We start from the raw sequence: 15,225 nt of genomic DNA, 5'->3' as shown, positions 1-15,225 counted from the left end.
ATTATGTGGTGATGCGGTGGATGGTCATGCCGGCCAGCATGGCGACCACGAATATCCCGGCCTCGAACGGGGCGATCAGCAAGTCAGCCAGCGCCGGTCCGGGGCACAGGCCCCCGATGCCCCAGCCGATGCCGAACAGAGCTGCGCCCGCCAGCAGCTTCCCGTCGATCAGGCGGGTGCCGGGCAGGTCAAAGGCGTTGCACGCGACGGGCTTCGTCATGCGTTGCTGGATCAGCCAGGCTATCGCCATCGGAACCATCGCCCCCGCCATCACAAAAGCGAGCGTGGGATCCCATGCGCCGAAGAGGTCAAGAAAGGCACGCACACGTGCAGGGTCGGCCATGCCGGAAACGGCAAGTCCAGCGCCGAACAGCAGGCCAGACGCGAGCGCGAGCGCAACCTGCCTCATAGCCAGCCTCCCAGGCGCATCACGCCAACCGTTGCAAAGCCGCTGGCCATGAAAGTGAAGGTTGCCACTATCGACCGCGGCGACAGCCGCGAAAGGCCGCATACCCCGTGGCCGCTGGTGCAGCCCGACCCGAGCCGGGTGCCCAGGCCGACAAGCAACCCCGCCCCGATGAGTTGCAGGATGCCCGCGCCGAAGCGGGTTTCAACACCACCGCAAACCAGTGTTACCAGCATCGCGCCCAGTGGCAGTCCGACCACGAAGGCGATGGCAAGCGCACGCGGCGCCCCAGCGGTGGCGATGGCGGTCGCGCGGGCCAGCATGCCGCTGACCCCCGCGATCCGGCCAAAGCCCAGCAACATGATGGCGGCGGCAAGGCCGATCATCAGGCCGCCCAGAAATCCGGCAACGGGCATTGCATCGGGAAAGCCGGGCAAGGTCATAGCGCGTTGACCGGGATCTTGAGGTAGGTGATGCCGTTGTCCTCAGGCGGCGGCAGGTGCCCGGCGCGCATGTTGACCTGGACCGAGGGCAGGATCAGGCGCGGCATCGCGAGCGTCTTGTCGCGGGCCTCGCGCATCGCGACGAATTCGTCTTCGCTCACGCCGTCGTGAATATGGACGTTGGAACTGCGCTCCGCCTCGACCGTGGTTTCCCACACATAGTCCGTGCGCCCTTCGGGCAGATAGTCGTGGCACATGAACAGCCGGGTTTCCGGTGGCAACGACAGGAGCCGTTTGGCGGACTGGTAAAGGGTACGGGCATCCCCGCCGGGAAAATCGGCGCGGGCCGTGCCATAGTCCGGCATGAACATGGTATCGCCGACAAAGACGGCGTCACCGATCACATAGGCAATGCAAGCCGGCGTGTGGCCCGGCACATGGAGCACGGTGACGTCGAGATTGCCAATGCGGAAGTGGTCGCCATCCTTCCACAGATGATCGAAATCGGAGCCGTCGCGCTCGAAGTCCGTGCCGGCATTGAACAGCTTGCCAAAGGCTTCCTGCACGGTGACGATATGCTCGCCGATGGCGATCTTCCCGCCCAGCTTCTCCTGCAGATAGGGCGCTGCCGACAAGTGATCGGCATGGGCGTGGGTCTCCAGGTGCCAGTCGACCAGCAGTCCCTTCTCCCCAACATAATCGAGAACTGCGTCTGCCGCGCAGAAGGATGTCCGACCCGAAGCCGGATCATAGTCCAGCACGCTGTCGATGATCGCGGCGCGTCGGCTTTCGGCATCGTGAACGACGTAAGTCACCGTGAACGTCGGTTCGTCGAAGAATGCCTTGATCTGCGGGACGCCAGTCTGCGCGGCCGAGATTTGCAACGATGCAGCTTCAAGTGAGGAGTCGATCACGGAAAACCTCATAAATTCACATTTACATATATTGTGTAATCGAATAATTCTATTGCGTCAAGAAACTAGAGTGTCGAAGGAAGCATTATGGAAACCAGTCAAAGGATCGAGGGCAGGCCCCCGCGTATCGGAGAACCCGCGCCCGATTTCCGCGCGCGCTCGACAACCGGCGAAATCCAGCTCTCCAAGCTGCGCGGACGATGGGTGATCTTCTTCTCTCATCCCGCGGATTTCACGCCTGTCTGCAGCACGGAATTTGCCGAGCTCGCCCGGCGCCAGTTGGAGTTCGATGCGCTCGAAACCTCGCTATTGGGGCTGTCTGTCGACAGCCTTTACGCGCACATGGCGTGGGTCAGGGCGATCCGCGAGACGCTGGGAGCCGATGTCCGATTTCCCATCATAGAGGATCCGAGCATGGCGATCGGGCGTGCCTATGGCATGATCGATGAACAATCGGCCGACAGCATGGCGATGCGATCGACATTCTTCATCGACCCGGAAGGAGTCATTAGAGCGATCACTTGCTATCCCCACAATGTGGGGCGTTCGGTGGACGAGATGCTGCGGCTGCTCAAGGCATTGAAGGCGGTGGAAGGAGCCGACACGCTGGCGCCTGAAGGATGGCGGGATGGACAGCCGCTGCTCTCAGCACCCTCCGACGTCTCCGGAGATCGTCAGGATTGGTTTTGCCGTTTTGTGGACGCGCCATGAAAGCGGCATTTTACGAAGACCGCGACACTGCGACCATCGCTGCTGAAAAGCTGAAGGTCTTTGCTCAACCGCAGCGCCTTATGATTCTGTCGTGCCTGTTGCGCGGGGAACGCAACGTCTCGGAGATTGGCGAAGCGACCGACATCGCGCAACCCGCGCTCAGCCAGCAGCTGGGCGAGTTGCGCCGCGCCAACCTCGTTCAAACGCGCAAGGAAGCTAAATTGGTGTGGTATGCGCTTGCTGACGAGGATGTCGCCCTATGTGTCCGCACAATGGAAGCGATTTTCGGAGGCATAGGCAAAATAGACGATGTTCGCGGCGCTGCGAAGCCGGCCCGCGGCCAGCCGCTGTCGGGCGGTGTCGCTGGTTTCGCTCAAATTTTGGATTGAAAACTTTCTGTCGCTAGAACGATTTCCAAGCGATCGGAACCGATTGCTGGTTAAGAAATCGCGGAAAACAAGGAATCCAGGGCGGCGATCCGATTCAATCAGATCGAAACCCGCTCTAGCGCCCAGGCGCCTGACTCTTGACTCTGCTGACTCCGCAAAAATCACATCGGCAGTCGGTGCAGGAGCCAGGGATTATCGAAACGGACACACCGTCAGGCTTCAGAGGGATACGGCGTATATCGTGCCGATCATCGGCGCAGCGATTAGGCCGGGCGGTCTTGCACCAGCCGGAGCGGCACGATTGCTGTGAACTGACATATTCGCACCCGGACCGGAACGGCGCATGTTGGGTCCGCGTCCGCGCCGAGCGCCCTACCGGTTTGCTTTGGAACAAAGCCCTCGTTCCCGCCCACGTCGCTAAGCGTCGCGTTGTACCGAGAGCCGACATCTACCGTTTGGCCACATCGGTGTCGTTTGAGGAACGGGAAGGCGCAAACCATTTTCTGAAATTACATGACTTCAGACATCTTCTTGCGTTGCGGGCCAGCATGCCCCAACCTGCCTCATAATTCACGATACCACTTGAGTTTGGATAACGAGCCTAAGCTTTCGCTCAATCGCTGGCACCTTCATCATCTTGCTCAGATAGAAACTTCGTGTCTGCCACGATGGCTCTGCTTCGCCGCCGCCATGACCTGCATGACATTGAGGGCCTCCTCAACTGGGACAGGACCAGGTCCTCCCATCGCGATTGCGTCTCTGATTGCTGCATAGAACTGTCGATAGTCTCCCGGAATTGATGCGACGGGCATCCCGCCCTGTTCACATTCCGCCACTTCAAAAAGCGTGCCTGGTTCCCGGTCCACGCCAAATTCGGGGCATGATGGGTTGCCCCCTGCCTTTAATTGCTGCTCTTGGGGATCCATGCCGCGCTTGATGAAACTTCCCGATGTGCCATGGACGGCCATGCGCAAGCTGTTGTCGAGTGTCAGCTGGCTGGCATGCAAGACAACACGAAGGCGCGGATAACGCAGCAGGATGTGGAAATAGTCATCGGCCAGACCTCCGTATTTCTGGATCCCCAGATCGGCGTAGACTGCTGCTGGCATACCAAATAGTAACAAGGCCTGATCGATCAGATGTGGGCCAAGATCGTTGAAGATGCCTGCGCCGGGTCGTTCGCGCCACCGGTCGCGGAGTTCGGGACGAAAACGGTCGAAATGGCTTTCGAACTGCATGATTTCACCCAGCCTGCCTGACGCAATCAGCGATCTCAGAGTGAGAAAATCGCTGTCCCAGCGACGATTGTGGAACACCGACAGGAGCCGATTGGCCTGCCGTGAATGTTCGGCAACGCTCCGCGCGTCTTCGAGTGTGAGAGCAAAAGGTTTGTCGATCACGACATGTTTGTTGGCATCGAGAGCGGCATGGGCTTGCGGCACGTGGAGCGGGTCGGGAGTGGCGATCACGACCAGATCGATGTCAGGATCGGCCAGAGCTTGATCAAGCCCCTCGAACACTCTTGCCGCGGGAAGATCCGTGTGGACCTTGGCGGGGCTTGTGGAGACCACCGCGGCGAGTTCGATCCCCGGCGTGGCCGCAATCAAGGGCGCGTGAAACGTCCTGCCGGCATAGCCATAGCCGACCAGAGCGACCCTCACGACTGGATGAACCACAAGCACGCCCTCCCACAATATGATCGGCACTCGATCCCCGGAATAAGAAACCCGCAGCCAGGGAAGTTCCCCGACTGCGGGCATAGGTGCTCCCCGGCAGGGTTTCTACATCTTGACGCGAACCCCGACGTGAACGCCTGGCCAATCGTGTCATAGGCGCCCGAATAGGGGATTGAGAAGGTCGTCGTTGGCTTCGGCGAGGGCGGCGGATCCTTGTCGAACAGGTTACTGATGGTGAGGAAGGCCTCGAAGCGCTCCATGACCTTCGTCGTGAGGGTCACGTCGGTATAGGCCACAGCCGGGATATCGTTCTCGGGAATGCCGATCCCTTCGACCAGGTTGGTATCGATCAGCGATTTGCCGATGATCCGTTCCTGCAGGAACACGCCGAAGCTGTCCGAATTGTAGTTGATCTGGAAGATCCCGCGCCAGCGCGGATTGGTCGCAGCGCCGCGCTGGTTGATCACGGACCCCACGGCGGGACGGATGTAATCGGCGCTGTTGATGTTGACAAAGCCGCGCAGGGCTAACTGGCCCGATCCCAGATTTGTGCGATATTGCGCTTCGATGTCCCAGCCTTTGACCCGCTGCGGATTGAGGTTGAACGGCGGCGTGATGACCGTGAGCGCACCGTTTGACAGGCTCTGCAAGGCGCAGAAGGTCTGATCACCGGCCGCGCAGAGATTGACCTGCTGCTGGGCCAGCAACCCGGCAATCGCGTTGTTCACGTCGATCTTGTAGTAGTCGACCGATGCCTGGAAGCCGGGAAGGAAGCCGGGCTTCAGTACCACCCCGGCAGTAAGAGTCCGCCTTTTCGGGAGTCAGGTTCGGGTTGCCGCGGGTCAGCTGGAACAGTGGAATCGTGTTTCCGCCGAAGGTGATGGTGGCACTCGAGAACTGGCTGCCGTTATAGAGGTCGATCATCGAAGGCGCCCGAATGTCGCGCGAGCGGGTCAGGCGGAAACGGATGTCGTCGACCGGCGCCCAGTTGGCGCCAAGCTTCCAGGTCGTCGCATCGAATGAGCTGGACGAAGGCGCCGACGTGGAGACACCTCTGGCGAAGGTGTAGACCCGGCCATCTGCGCTGTACCTCGCGCGGCGGACGGCTCCGTTGAGATCGAGCTGATGGAAGAACGGCTTGCCTTCGACCAGCGGAACCCCCACCTCCAGATAGCCCTCAACCACCTTGATCGCGCCGCTGAACGGCTGCGGATTGAAGAAGCGGAATGCGCCTTGGCGCCGTTCTGGGCCGATGGCGTGCCAAGGATGCCGGTGAAGCTGTTGACCGTCTGCGACAGGGCATCCGATGTCTGGTTGGCCTTGTCGCTGCGATATTCGATACCTGTTGCCAGTGAGATCGGCGAGTTGCTGGCAAGGAAGGCACCGCCGAGTTCACCGCGCAGGTTCAGAGCGATGTTGTGCTGGGATCCACTCGTCGTGATGCTTCCCGTTCTTCCATTCGGCCTTCTGTTCAATGTGAACCCTGAGGGCCGCCGCCTTGAAGGTCAGAATTGCCGGATCTCACTCCCATTCTTGCGGGGCCACTGCGGTTCTGCAAGCAGTAGGGCAATTAACGTGATGCCTCACTCTGAGAGAGCTTCGCAACAGCCGAAATATGGCGTCGCATGGAAATGTCACGGGGATAACCGACCGGCCGGCTTGTACGACCGGGCTTCGTCCACGAGGCTCTGCATCCGGGCGATCTTGTCCTTGCGTACCTGGTCGCGGCGGATCAGGTCGCGCACATAATCGCTCGCATTGCTGTAGCGGCCGGTTTCGGCCTGCGCCTCGACCCATTGCTTCATCGGATCGGGAAGGGAAATGTTCATGGTGGCCATGGGCGGACTCCTTGTCCAGAATATGCCAAGGACCGCCAATTCTTGTTAAATTCACCAGTCCCGACCCAAGGTCTAATTGTCCCTTTCCGCAAAAGGTTCATCCTGTTCCCAACTTTCAGACGAGTCCGGGAGAGGATGGATGTTACAGCAGGCAATGGCGCGGTTCGCGGGGAAGACGCTGGTTCGCGACACCTATGACAATTTCATCGGCGGCCAATGGGTGAAGCCGGTTCGCGGGGAATATTTCGACAATCTTTCGCCGGTGACGGGCCAGAGCGTGTGCAAGATCGCTCGCTCGACCGCCGAGGATATCGAGCTGGCGCTCGACGCGGCGCACAAGGCGAAGGAGGGTTGGGGCCAGCGATCGGCGACCGAGCGGGCTAACATCCTCAATCGCATCGCGCAGCGGATGGAGGAGAATCTCGACCTGCTCGCCATGGCCGAGACGATCGACAACGGCAAGCCGATCCGCGAGACGACCGCGGCCGACATTCCGCTCGCCATCGACCATTTCCGCTATTTCGCGGCCTGCGTGCGGTCGCAGGAAGGTTCGATCGCCGAGATCGACCATGACACGGTCGCCTATCATTTCCATGAGCCGCTGGGCGTGGTGGGGCAGATCATCCCCTGGAACTTCCCGATCCTGATGGCGGCGTGGAAGCTGGCCCCGGCGCTGGCGGCGGGTAATTGCGTGGTGCTGAAGCCTGCCGAGCAGACGCCGATGTCGATCATGGTGCTGATGGACCTGGTCGGCGACCTGATCCCCGAAGGCGTGCTGAACGTCGTCAACGGATTTGGCGTGGAGGCCGGCAAGCCGCTGGCCACAAGCAAGCGGATTTCGAAGATCGCCTTCACCGGGGAAACCACCACCGGGCGGCTGATCATGCAATATGCCTCGGAAAACCTGATCCCGGTGACGCTGGAGCTGGGCGGCAAGTCGCCCAATATCTTCTTTGCCGACGTGATGGAGGCGGACGACGACTATTTCGACAAATGCCTGGAAGGCTTTGCGATGTTCGCGCTCAACCAGGGTGAGGTCTGCACATGTCCGAGCCGGGCGCTGGTGCAGGAAAGCATCTACGAGAAGTTCATCGAGCGCGCCGTCGCCCGCGTGCAGAAGATAGTGCAGGGCAGTCCGCTCGACCCCGCGACGATGATCGGGGCGCAGGCGTCGAACGACCAGCTGGAGAAGATCCTTTCCTATATCGACATCGGCAAGGATGAGGGTGCCAAGGTGCTGACCGGGGGTACGCGGGCGCATCTGGGCGGCGAGCTGGAGCAGGGCTATTATGTGACGCCGACCGTGCTGGAGGGGCACAACCGGATGCGCATCTTCCAGGAGGAGATTTTCGGTCCGGTGCTGTCGGTCACGACCTTCAAGGACGAGGCGGAGGCGCTCGCCATCGCCAATGACACGCTGTACGGCCTGGGCGCGGGGGTGTGGAGCCGCAACGGCAACACCGCCTATCGCATGGGCCGCGCAATCCAGGCCGGGCGCGTGTGGACCAATTGCTACCACGCCTATCCGGCGCATGCGGCCTTTGGCGGATACAAGCAGTCGGGCATCGGGCGCGAGACGCACAAGATGATGCTGGATCACTATCAGCAGACCAAGAACCTGCTGGTCAGCTATTCGACCAAGGCGCTGGGGTTCTTCTGAGGCGCGTGGCGGGTCGCATGCCGAAGGCGGATTGTTTCCCCCTTCACGCCTTCGGTTCCGGCGGGCGCCTCTCCCGGGCGCCCGCCTTTTCGTCTCCGTGCCGATGGTGGGAGGGAGAAGGGAGAACATGATGAACCTGCCGCCCCGCATCCTGGCCACGCCCGGCGCCGAGGCGCTGATCGCGCGGCTGACGGCGCGCCACGGGCCGTTGATGTTCCATCAGTCCGGCGGCTGTTGCGACGGGTCGGCGCCGATGTGCTTTCCGCGGGGCGAGTTCAGGGTCGGGGGGCAGGACGTGCTGCTGGGCCATGTGGCGGGCGAGGTGGACGGGGGGGTGCCGGTGTGGATCGGCGCGGCGCAGTTCGAATATTGGCGGCATACCCAGGTGACCATCGACGTGGTGCCGGGCCGGGGCGCGGGCATGTCGCTGGAAAGTCCGGAGGGGGTGCGCTTCATCGTGCGGTCGCGCGTCTTCAGCGATGAGGAGAATGCAGCGCTGGAAGCGGCGGGAGAACCCTTGCGCGGCGGATGATTAGGCATAGACAGTAAGAACAGGAGAACAGGCGGGGAGAGGAACATGACGGTGCTGGCATCGGAGATCGCCTTTGCGTCGAGCCATGCGGGCGATCCGGCCAGGGCCATGGCCGAAGTCGCCGGGCAATTGGGAAAGGAGCCGCTGGCCGGGATGCTGCTGTTTTGTTCGCACCGTTTCGACCGTGAGGCGCTGGCGCGGGCGGTCAATCGCAGCGCGGAGGGCGTGGTGGCGATCGGCTGCACCAGTTCGGGCGAGCTTACCGAAAATGGGTATGACGAGGACAGCCTGAGCGTCATCGGCTTTCCGGCCTCGGCCTTTCACATGAGCTCGATCTGCTTCGATGACATAGAGAATTTCGATCCCGCCGCCGCGCGGCAGGCGGTGCGGGGGCTGGCGGCGCGGGCGGAACGGGAAAGCCGCCATCTGGGCGAGAAGGTCAATCATGTCGCGCTGTTCCTGGTCGACGGCCTGTCGCACCGAGAGGAATTGCTGACGATGACGATCCAGGACGCGCTGGGCGATATCGCGCTGATCGGCGGGTCGTCGGGCGACGGGCTGGTCTTTCGCGAAACGGCGGTGTTCCATGGCGGGCGCTTCCACGCCCATGCGGCGGTGGTGGCGATCCTTTCCACGCCGCGCCCGATCCATGTCTTCAAGGCGCAGCATTACCAGCCGAGCGCGGCGAAGATGGTCGTCACCGGCGCCATCCCGCAGGACCGGATCGTGACCGAGATCAATGCGGAACCGGCCGCGCAGGAATATCTGAAACTCGCCGGCCATGGGGGCGAGGCGCTGGGCGTCGCCTTTTATGCCGCCCATCCGCTGATGGTGCGGGCCGGGGGCGATTATCATGTGCGGTCGATACAGAGCGCCAATCCGGACGGCAGCCTGACCTTCTATTGCGCGATCGACGAGGGGATCGTGATGACCGTCGGCGAGCCGGTGGACCGGATTGCGCGGATGGACGCCCTGTTTGCGGACATCGCGGCGCAGGTGGGGCCGGTGGACCGGATCATCGCCTTCGATTGCGTGTTGAACCGCATCGATGCCGAACAGCGGCAGATCAGCCGCGCGGTGTCGGAACTTTACGGGCGGCATCGGGTGATCGGCTTCAACACCTATGGCGAGCAATATCATGCGCTGCACGTCAACCAGACATTCAGCGGCCTGGCCATCGGACGGTGAGAGAGGTCGCCCTCTCTTCCGCCGAGCTGGAGGCGTTGCGGGAAGAGAACCGCAAGCTGCGCAAGATCAACGCGGCGCTGATCGACCGGGTCGAACGGTCGAGCGACATGGCGGGCAATGCCTTTTCGATGTTCGAGACCGCCATCTCGCTGGAAGCCATGGTGCGCGAGCGGACGGCGCAGCTGGAGGAGGCGCTGGCGAAGCTGGCGGAGGTCAATGCCGACCTTGCTGCCGCCCATGGTCATGCCGATGCGGCGCGGATGCGGCTGCGCGATGCGATCGATTCCGTCAACGAGGGCTTTGTGCTGTTCGATGCGGAGGACCGGCTGGTCCTCTATAACGAAGCCTATCTGGGTTTCTGGCCGGAGATTGCGGCGCACATCCGCGAGGGCATGAGTTTCGACGAGATCGCCCGGCTGGCCGCGGCGCATCATCGCCCGGTGGGGCAAGACCGCTGGGTGTCCGACCGGCTGGCGCGCCACAGCGTGGCGGAGGGCGGCCATGTCCAGGCGCTGTCCGACGGACGCTGGGTGCAGATCAATGAACTGCGCACCAGCGAGGGCGGCATCGTCGGCATCTATACCGACATCACCGAGGTGAAGACGGAGGATGCCCGCGACCGGGCGCGCGAACTGGCCGAGCGCAACATCGTGTTGCAGGCGACGCTCGACAATCTGTCGGAGGGCGTCTGCCTGTTCGACGCGGAGGGGCGACTGGCGGCGTGGAACGAGGCGTTGCAACGGCTGCTGGAATTGCCGGAGGAGTGGGCGCAGGAGGGCGGCACCCATGCCGCGCTGCTGGATTGGTGCCGGGGCCGGCTGGGCATGGATGACAGGGGCTGCCTCGACCGGGGCGGCGCGCGCCATCGCAGCGAGCTGGTTCATGCCGGGGGACGCAGTTTCGAGATCCGCAGCAACGCCATGGAACGGGGTGGGCAGGTGATCGGCTTCACCGAGGTCACCGACATGCTGCGCGCGCAGGCGGCGCTGCGCGAGACGGCGGAGACGCTGGAACGGCGCGTGGCGGAACGCACGTCGGAACTGGAGGCGGAGGTAGCGGAGCGGCGCCAGATCGAGGCGCAGCTGATGGATGCCAAGACGGCGGCGGAAAAGGCGAACCTGTCCAAGACCAGCTTCCTTGCCGCGGCCAGCCACGACCTGTTGCAGCCGTTGAACGCGGCGCGGCTGTTCGTCGCGGCGCTGGGCGACCGGCGGCTGGCGCTGCCCACACGGGCGCTGGTCAACCAGACGTCGACCGCGCTCGATTCGGTGGAAGACCTGCTGGAGGCGCTGCTGGAGATCAGCCGCCTGGATGCTGGCGCGATCCAGCCGGAGATCAGCGATTTCCGCATCGACCGGCTGCTGGACACGCTGCGGACGGAATTCGCGCCGATGGCCCGTTCGGCGGGGCTGACGCTGACGGTCGAGGGTCTGGCCGACGAAGGAGGGCCGATCTGGGTACGGTCCGACATTCGACTGTTGCGCCGTATCCTCCAGAACTTCCTGTCCAACGCCTTGCGCTATACCCAGCGCGGATCGGTGCGCGTCACCTGCGTGGCGGAGGGGGAGGGGATAAGGCTGAGCGTCGCCGACAGCGGCCCCGGCATCCCCCCGGACAAGCAGCAACTGATCTTCGAGGAGTTTCGCCGCCTCGAAACGCATGGGGGCAGAGGCGCGGGTGGCAAGGGGCTGGGCCTGGCCATCGTCCGGCGGGCGAGCGACATGCTGCGCCATGAGGTGACGCTGGAATCCGTGCCGGGGCAGGGTTCGACTTTTTCGATCCGCGTGCCGCGCGGCGGGGCGGTGGTGGAGGAAGGGGAGGGCGGTGCCGCGCAGCGCAGCGACCGTTCGATGCGCGGGCTGAAGGTGCTGGTGGTCGACAATGAACGCGCGATCCAGACCGGCATGGCCACGCTGCTGGGCGGCTGGGGCTGTGCCGTGGCCACGGCGGCGGGATTTGAGGAGGCGGTGGCGGCCTTCGCGGACGAGGACGCGCCCGACGTCATCCTGGTCGACTATCATCTGAACGACGGCGAGACCGGGGATGGCGTGATCGAGCGGCTGCACGGCCATTTCGGGCGGGCGGTGCCTTCGGTGATGATCTCGGCCGACCGGGGTGAGGCGCTGAAGGCGCGGATGGACGGCTGGGGCATTCCGCTGCTGGGCAAGCCGGTGAAGCCGGCGCAGTTGCGCGCCCTTTTGCGGACGATGTTGAAATAGGGCTGAAACAGGGCGTGCCCGGCGATCGGATTCAGGAAGGACGCAGGTTTCGGCGCTTCATTTCGTCCAGCACCGCCTGTTCGAAGCCGCTGGGCCGTTTCGTGTCGCCGATCCTGCGGCGGATGGCGAGCAGTTGCTGGTCCGTCAGATCGGCCGCGTCGGCAGCGTCTTTCAGATGATCGTGCACGGCGAATCTCCGGATCACGGCGGTGAGAAGTGTCGCACGAAAGCCGGGCAGGGGCAATTTACCGGAAAGTTCTAGTACGATCGGAGAGCAGGGGGAGGCCGCCCCGTCCGGGGAGCGGCCCGCCCATCTTCATGCCGCCAGGTCGAAGCGGTCGGCGTTCATCACCTTGGTCCAGGCAGCAACGAAGTCGTTCACGAACTTGTCGCCCGCATCGGCGGAGGCATAGACCTCCGACAAGGCGCGCAGTTGCGAGTTCGATCCGAACACCAGGTCGACGCGCGTGCCGGTCCATTTCTGTTCGTTGGACGTGCGGCAGGTGCCGGTGAAGATGTCCTTCTGCCCCTCGGCTTCCTTCCAGGCCGTGCCCATGTCGAGCAGGTTGACGAAGAAGTCGTTGCTGAGCGTGCCGGGACGGTCGGTGAACACGCCATGCGGCGAACCGCCATGATTGGCGCCCAGCACACGCAGGCCGCCGACCAGCACCGTCATTTCCGGGGCGCTGAGCGTCAGCAACTGGGCGCGGTCGATCAGCAGTTCCTCGACCGGGACATTGAACGGCACGGGCAGATAGTTGCGGAAACCGTCGACCTTCGGTTCCATCACCTCGAAATTCTGCACGTCGGTCTGTTCCTGCGACGCGTCGGTGCGGCCCGGAGTGAAGGGCACCTCGATCGAGCGCCCGCCATCCCTCGCCGCCTTCTCGATCGCCGCCGATCCGGCCAGCACGATGAGGTCCGCGAGCGAGACCTTCTTCGCCCCCGCGACGTCGAACTCGGCCTTGATCTTCTCCAGCGCGGAGAGGACGCGGCCAAGCTGCTCCGGCTGGTTCACATCCCAGTCCTTTTGCGGGGCAAGGCGGATGCGCCCGCCATTGGCGCCGCCGCGATGGTCCGACCCGCGATAGGTGGAGGCGGAGGCCCAGGCGGTCGTCACCAGTTCAGCCACGCTGAGGCCCGACGCCAATATCTTCTGCTTGAGCGAGGCGATGTCCGAAGCGTCGACCAGCGGATGGTCGACCGCCGGGATCGGATCCTGCCAGATCAGGTCCTCGGCCGGTACTTCGGGGCCGAGATAGCGCGCCTTGGGCCCCATGTCGCGATGGCACAGCTTGAACCAGGCGCGGGCGAAGGCATCCTCGAACGCGGCGGGGTCATTGCGGAAGCGTTCGGAGATCTTCCGATATTCCGGGTCCATCTTGAACGCCATGTCGGCGGTCGTCATCATCGTCGGCACGCGCCGGTCGGGGCTGTGCGCGCCCGGCGCCATATCCTCCGGCTTCTGATTGACCGGCTGCCACTGCTTGGCGCCCGCCGGGCTCTTCACCAGTTCATATTCATAGTCGAGCAGCATGTGGAAGAAGCTGTGGTCCCAGGTCCGGGGCGTGGGCGTCCACGCGCCCTCGATGCCGCTGGTGATGGTGTGGTCGCCCACGCCGCTTTCATAGCCGCTCTGCCAGCCCAGGCCCTGCTGCGCTATGTCGGCGCCCTCGGGTTCCTTGCCGACCTTGGACGCGTCGCCCGCGCCATGCGCCTTGCCGAAGGTGTGGCCGCCCGCGGTGAGCGCGACGGTTTCCTCATCGTTCATGCCCATGCGCAGGAAGGTTTCGCGGATGTCGCGCGCCGATTGCAGCGGGTCGGGATTGCCGCCCGGTCCTTCGGGATTGACGTAGATGAGGCCCATCTGGATCGCGGCGAGCGGGCTTTCGAGGGCCATGTTCTTTTCGGGCTGGATGCGGGTCTCATTGCCCTCCTGCCCGACCCAGAATTCCTCCGTGCCCCAATAGACGTCCTTTTCCGGCTCGAACACGTCGGCGCGGCCGCCGCCGAAGCCGAAGACCGGGCCGCCCATCGATTCAATGGCGACATTGCCGGCGAGGATCATGAGGTCGGCCCAGCTCAGCTTCTGCCCATATTTCTGCTTGATCGGCCACAGCAGGCGGCGGGCCTTGTCGAGATTGGCATTGTCCGGCCAGCTGTTGAGCGGGGCGAAGCGCTGCGAGCCGGAGGAGGCGCCGCCGCGGCCGTCGCCGGTGCGATAAGTGCCCGCCGAGTGCCAGGCCATGCGGATGAAGAAGGGGCCGTAATGGCCGTAATCCGCCGGCCACCAGGGCTGGCTGTCGGTCATGAGGGCCGTCAGATCCCTTTTCAGCGCGTCATAATCGAGCGTCTTGAAGGCTGCGGCATAATCGAAATCGTCGCCCAGCGGATTGCCGGACAAGCCGTTCTGCTGGAGAATGTCGAGCGAAAGCTGGTTGGGCCACCAGTCGCGATTGGTGCGCCCCAGCAGGGATCGAAGCGCCGCCGGCTCCTTCATGGGGCAGGCCAACGGATCATTGCTCGTCTTTGCGTCCATTGCACGGGTTCCTTTCAGCTTCTCCGGATGGGGGGGATTTTAGGCCATGGCCGGCAAAGGGGGAACTGCGACGGCCATGTTATTTTTCCGATGACTGTATGGAATTTATTGCATGAAAGGGGAGGCGCCCGCCCCTGATCCTTCAAGCGGGGTGAACGACTCCGCCCGATGGCCGCTCGCCTAGATGCTGAACGCGAAATGGCTGGCGCCCTTTTGCAGCCGCCGCCAGTTTTCCGCATTCATGTGCACCAGCGTGTGATGGTCGCCGCCCTCGAACCAGACATCCTGACCCATCAGCATGTCGTCGTCGATGATGGTCTTCAGCCCGTAGGCCGCGCCGACCGGGGGCAGCGCGCCGAGGTCGCAATCAGGAAACAGCGCCGCGGTCGTATGCTCCTCCGCCAGGGACACGTCGCGGGCCAGCCATTGCTGCAGGAAGTTGAAGCTCACATGTTTGGAAGAGGGGAGGACGGCCAGCAGATATTCGTCGCCCGCCTGCACCAGCACGGCCTTCGCCACCTGCCGGCCGGGGACATGCGCTGCCTGCGCCGCCCGCGCCATCTCTGTCGAGGGTTCATGCGGCCATTCGTCGAACCTGGTGCCGCAGCGGTCCATATAGCCGCGCAATCTCTGGGAAATCGCCATGACATCCTCCATCGGCCTGTGCCCGGGGGCATGGTCAGCGGGGCGTCGTGCGCGGTGCCGGAAAT

The 15,225-nt window shown here is 63.4% G+C and carries 14 protein-coding genes and 1 pseudogene; 6 read left to right on the top strand and 9 right to left on the bottom strand.

The genetic code is table 11. The features are described 5' to 3' along the window. Position 1 precedes the first annotated feature (1 nt). Genes ACN9MX_RS15845 through ACN9MX_RS15835 form a run of 3 tightly spaced genes read right to left on the bottom strand, consistent with a single transcriptional unit; the run spans position 2 to position 1,763 of the window. Positions 2-409 (bottom strand): DUF6691 family protein, encoded by a 408-nt coding sequence (locus tag ACN9MX_RS15845; RefSeq protein ID WP_363736683.1) that lies wholly within the window; start codon positions 407-409, stop codon positions 2-4. Then, positions 406-849 (bottom strand): YeeE/YedE family protein, encoded by a 444-nt coding sequence (locus tag ACN9MX_RS15840; RefSeq protein ID WP_363832669.1) that lies wholly within the window; start codon positions 847-849, stop codon positions 406-408. The genes ACN9MX_RS15845 and ACN9MX_RS15840 overlap by 4 nt, the downstream gene beginning before the upstream one ends. Beyond that, complete coding sequence (locus ACN9MX_RS15835; protein WP_363736681.1) at positions 846-1,763, bottom strand: MBL fold metallo-hydrolase; 918 nt, start codon at positions 1,761-1,763, stop codon at positions 846-848. Before ACN9MX_RS15835 ends, ACN9MX_RS15840 begins: the two co-directional genes overlap by 4 nt. Positions 1,764-1,850: 87 nt before the next feature. Here ACN9MX_RS15835 and ACN9MX_RS15830 point away from each other — a divergent pair, with 87 nt between their 5' ends. Next, positions 1,851-2,474 carry a peroxiredoxin gene (locus ACN9MX_RS15830; protein ID WP_363736680.1) on the top strand — a complete coding sequence of 208 codons (624 nt, stop codon included), beginning with the start codon at positions 1,851-1,853 and terminating at the stop codon, positions 2,472-2,474. Next, complete coding sequence (locus tag ACN9MX_RS15825) at positions 2,471-2,863, top strand: ArsR/SmtB family transcription factor (RefSeq protein ID WP_363736679.1); 393 nt, start codon at positions 2,471-2,473, stop codon at positions 2,861-2,863. Before ACN9MX_RS15830 ends, ACN9MX_RS15825 begins: the two co-directional genes overlap by 4 nt. A 641-nt stretch (positions 2,864-3,504) precedes the next feature. Here the strand turns inward: ACN9MX_RS15825 and ACN9MX_RS15820 are convergent. The 3 genes and pseudogenes from ACN9MX_RS15820 to ACN9MX_RS15810 all read right to left on the bottom strand — a co-directional run bounded on the left by ACN9MX_RS15820 (position 3,505) and on the right by ACN9MX_RS15810 (position 6,377). Then, positions 3,505-4,569 carry an oxidoreductase gene (locus ACN9MX_RS15820; protein ID WP_363832674.1) on the bottom strand — a complete coding sequence of 355 codons (1,065 nt, stop codon included), beginning with the start codon at positions 4,567-4,569 and terminating at the stop codon, positions 3,505-3,507. Then, positions 4,521-5,703 (bottom strand): annotated as a pseudogene (locus ACN9MX_RS15815) (TonB-dependent receptor). Before ACN9MX_RS15815 ends, ACN9MX_RS15820 begins: the two are co-directional and overlap by 49 nt. Positions 5,704-6,173: 470 nt before the next feature. Next, positions 6,174-6,377, bottom strand: a complete 204-nt coding sequence (locus ACN9MX_RS15810; protein ID WP_363736676.1) for a type II toxin-antitoxin system ParD family antitoxin — start codon at positions 6,375-6,377, stop codon at positions 6,174-6,176. 139 nt (positions 6,378-6,516) lie between these two features. Here ACN9MX_RS15810 and adh point away from each other — a divergent pair, with 139 nt between their 5' ends. The 4 genes from adh (at position 6,517) to ACN9MX_RS15790 (ending at position 11,976) form a co-directional block, all read left to right on the top strand. Next, the gene (gene adh / locus ACN9MX_RS15805) at positions 6,517-8,037 is read left to right on the top strand and encodes an aldehyde dehydrogenase (protein ID WP_363736674.1); all 1,521 of its coding nucleotides are present in this window, start codon (positions 6,517-6,519) and stop codon (positions 8,035-8,037) included. Positions 8,038-8,167: 130 nt separating this feature from the next. Then, positions 8,168-8,569, top strand: a complete 402-nt coding sequence (locus tag ACN9MX_RS15800; protein WP_414714682.1) for a DUF779 domain-containing protein — start codon at positions 8,168-8,170, stop codon at positions 8,567-8,569. 45 nt (positions 8,570-8,614) lie between these two features. Next, positions 8,615-9,757 (top strand): FIST N-terminal domain-containing protein, encoded by a 1,143-nt coding sequence (locus tag ACN9MX_RS15795; RefSeq protein WP_363832679.1) that lies wholly within the window; start codon positions 8,615-8,617, stop codon positions 9,755-9,757. Then, the gene (locus ACN9MX_RS15790) at positions 9,754-11,976 is read left to right on the top strand and encodes a hybrid sensor histidine kinase/response regulator (protein WP_363736668.1); all 2,223 of its coding nucleotides are present in this window, start codon (positions 9,754-9,756) and stop codon (positions 11,974-11,976) included. Before ACN9MX_RS15795 ends, ACN9MX_RS15790 begins: the two co-directional genes overlap by 4 nt. Positions 11,977-12,007: 31 nt before the next feature. Here the strand turns inward: ACN9MX_RS15790 and ACN9MX_RS15785 are convergent, their stop codons facing one another. The 3 genes from ACN9MX_RS15785 to ACN9MX_RS15775 form a co-directional block, all read right to left on the bottom strand. After that, positions 12,008-12,163 (bottom strand): hypothetical protein, encoded by a 156-nt coding sequence (locus ACN9MX_RS15785; protein WP_363736666.1) that lies wholly within the window; start codon positions 12,161-12,163, stop codon positions 12,008-12,010. Between the two features lie 129 nt (positions 12,164-12,292). Next, on the bottom strand, positions 12,293-14,515 hold the full coding sequence (katG, locus tag ACN9MX_RS15780; protein ID WP_363832681.1) for a catalase/peroxidase HPI: 2,223 nt from the start codon (positions 14,513-14,515) through the stop codon (positions 12,293-12,295). Between the two features lie 180 nt (positions 14,516-14,695). Continuing rightward, on the bottom strand, positions 14,696-15,160 hold the full coding sequence (locus ACN9MX_RS15775) for an aminoacyl-tRNA deacylase (RefSeq protein ID WP_363736659.1): 465 nt from the start codon (positions 15,158-15,160) through the stop codon (positions 14,696-14,698). Between the last annotated feature and the right edge of the window lie 65 nt (positions 15,161-15,225).

This window comes from Sphingobium sp. R-21 (assembly GCF_049913335.1).
Taxonomy (GTDB): Bacteria; Pseudomonadota; Alphaproteobacteria; order Sphingomonadales; family Sphingomonadaceae; genus Sphingobium.
Note: the sequence above shows the minus strand (reverse complement) of the source record. Positions and strands in the feature narration are given on the sequence as shown.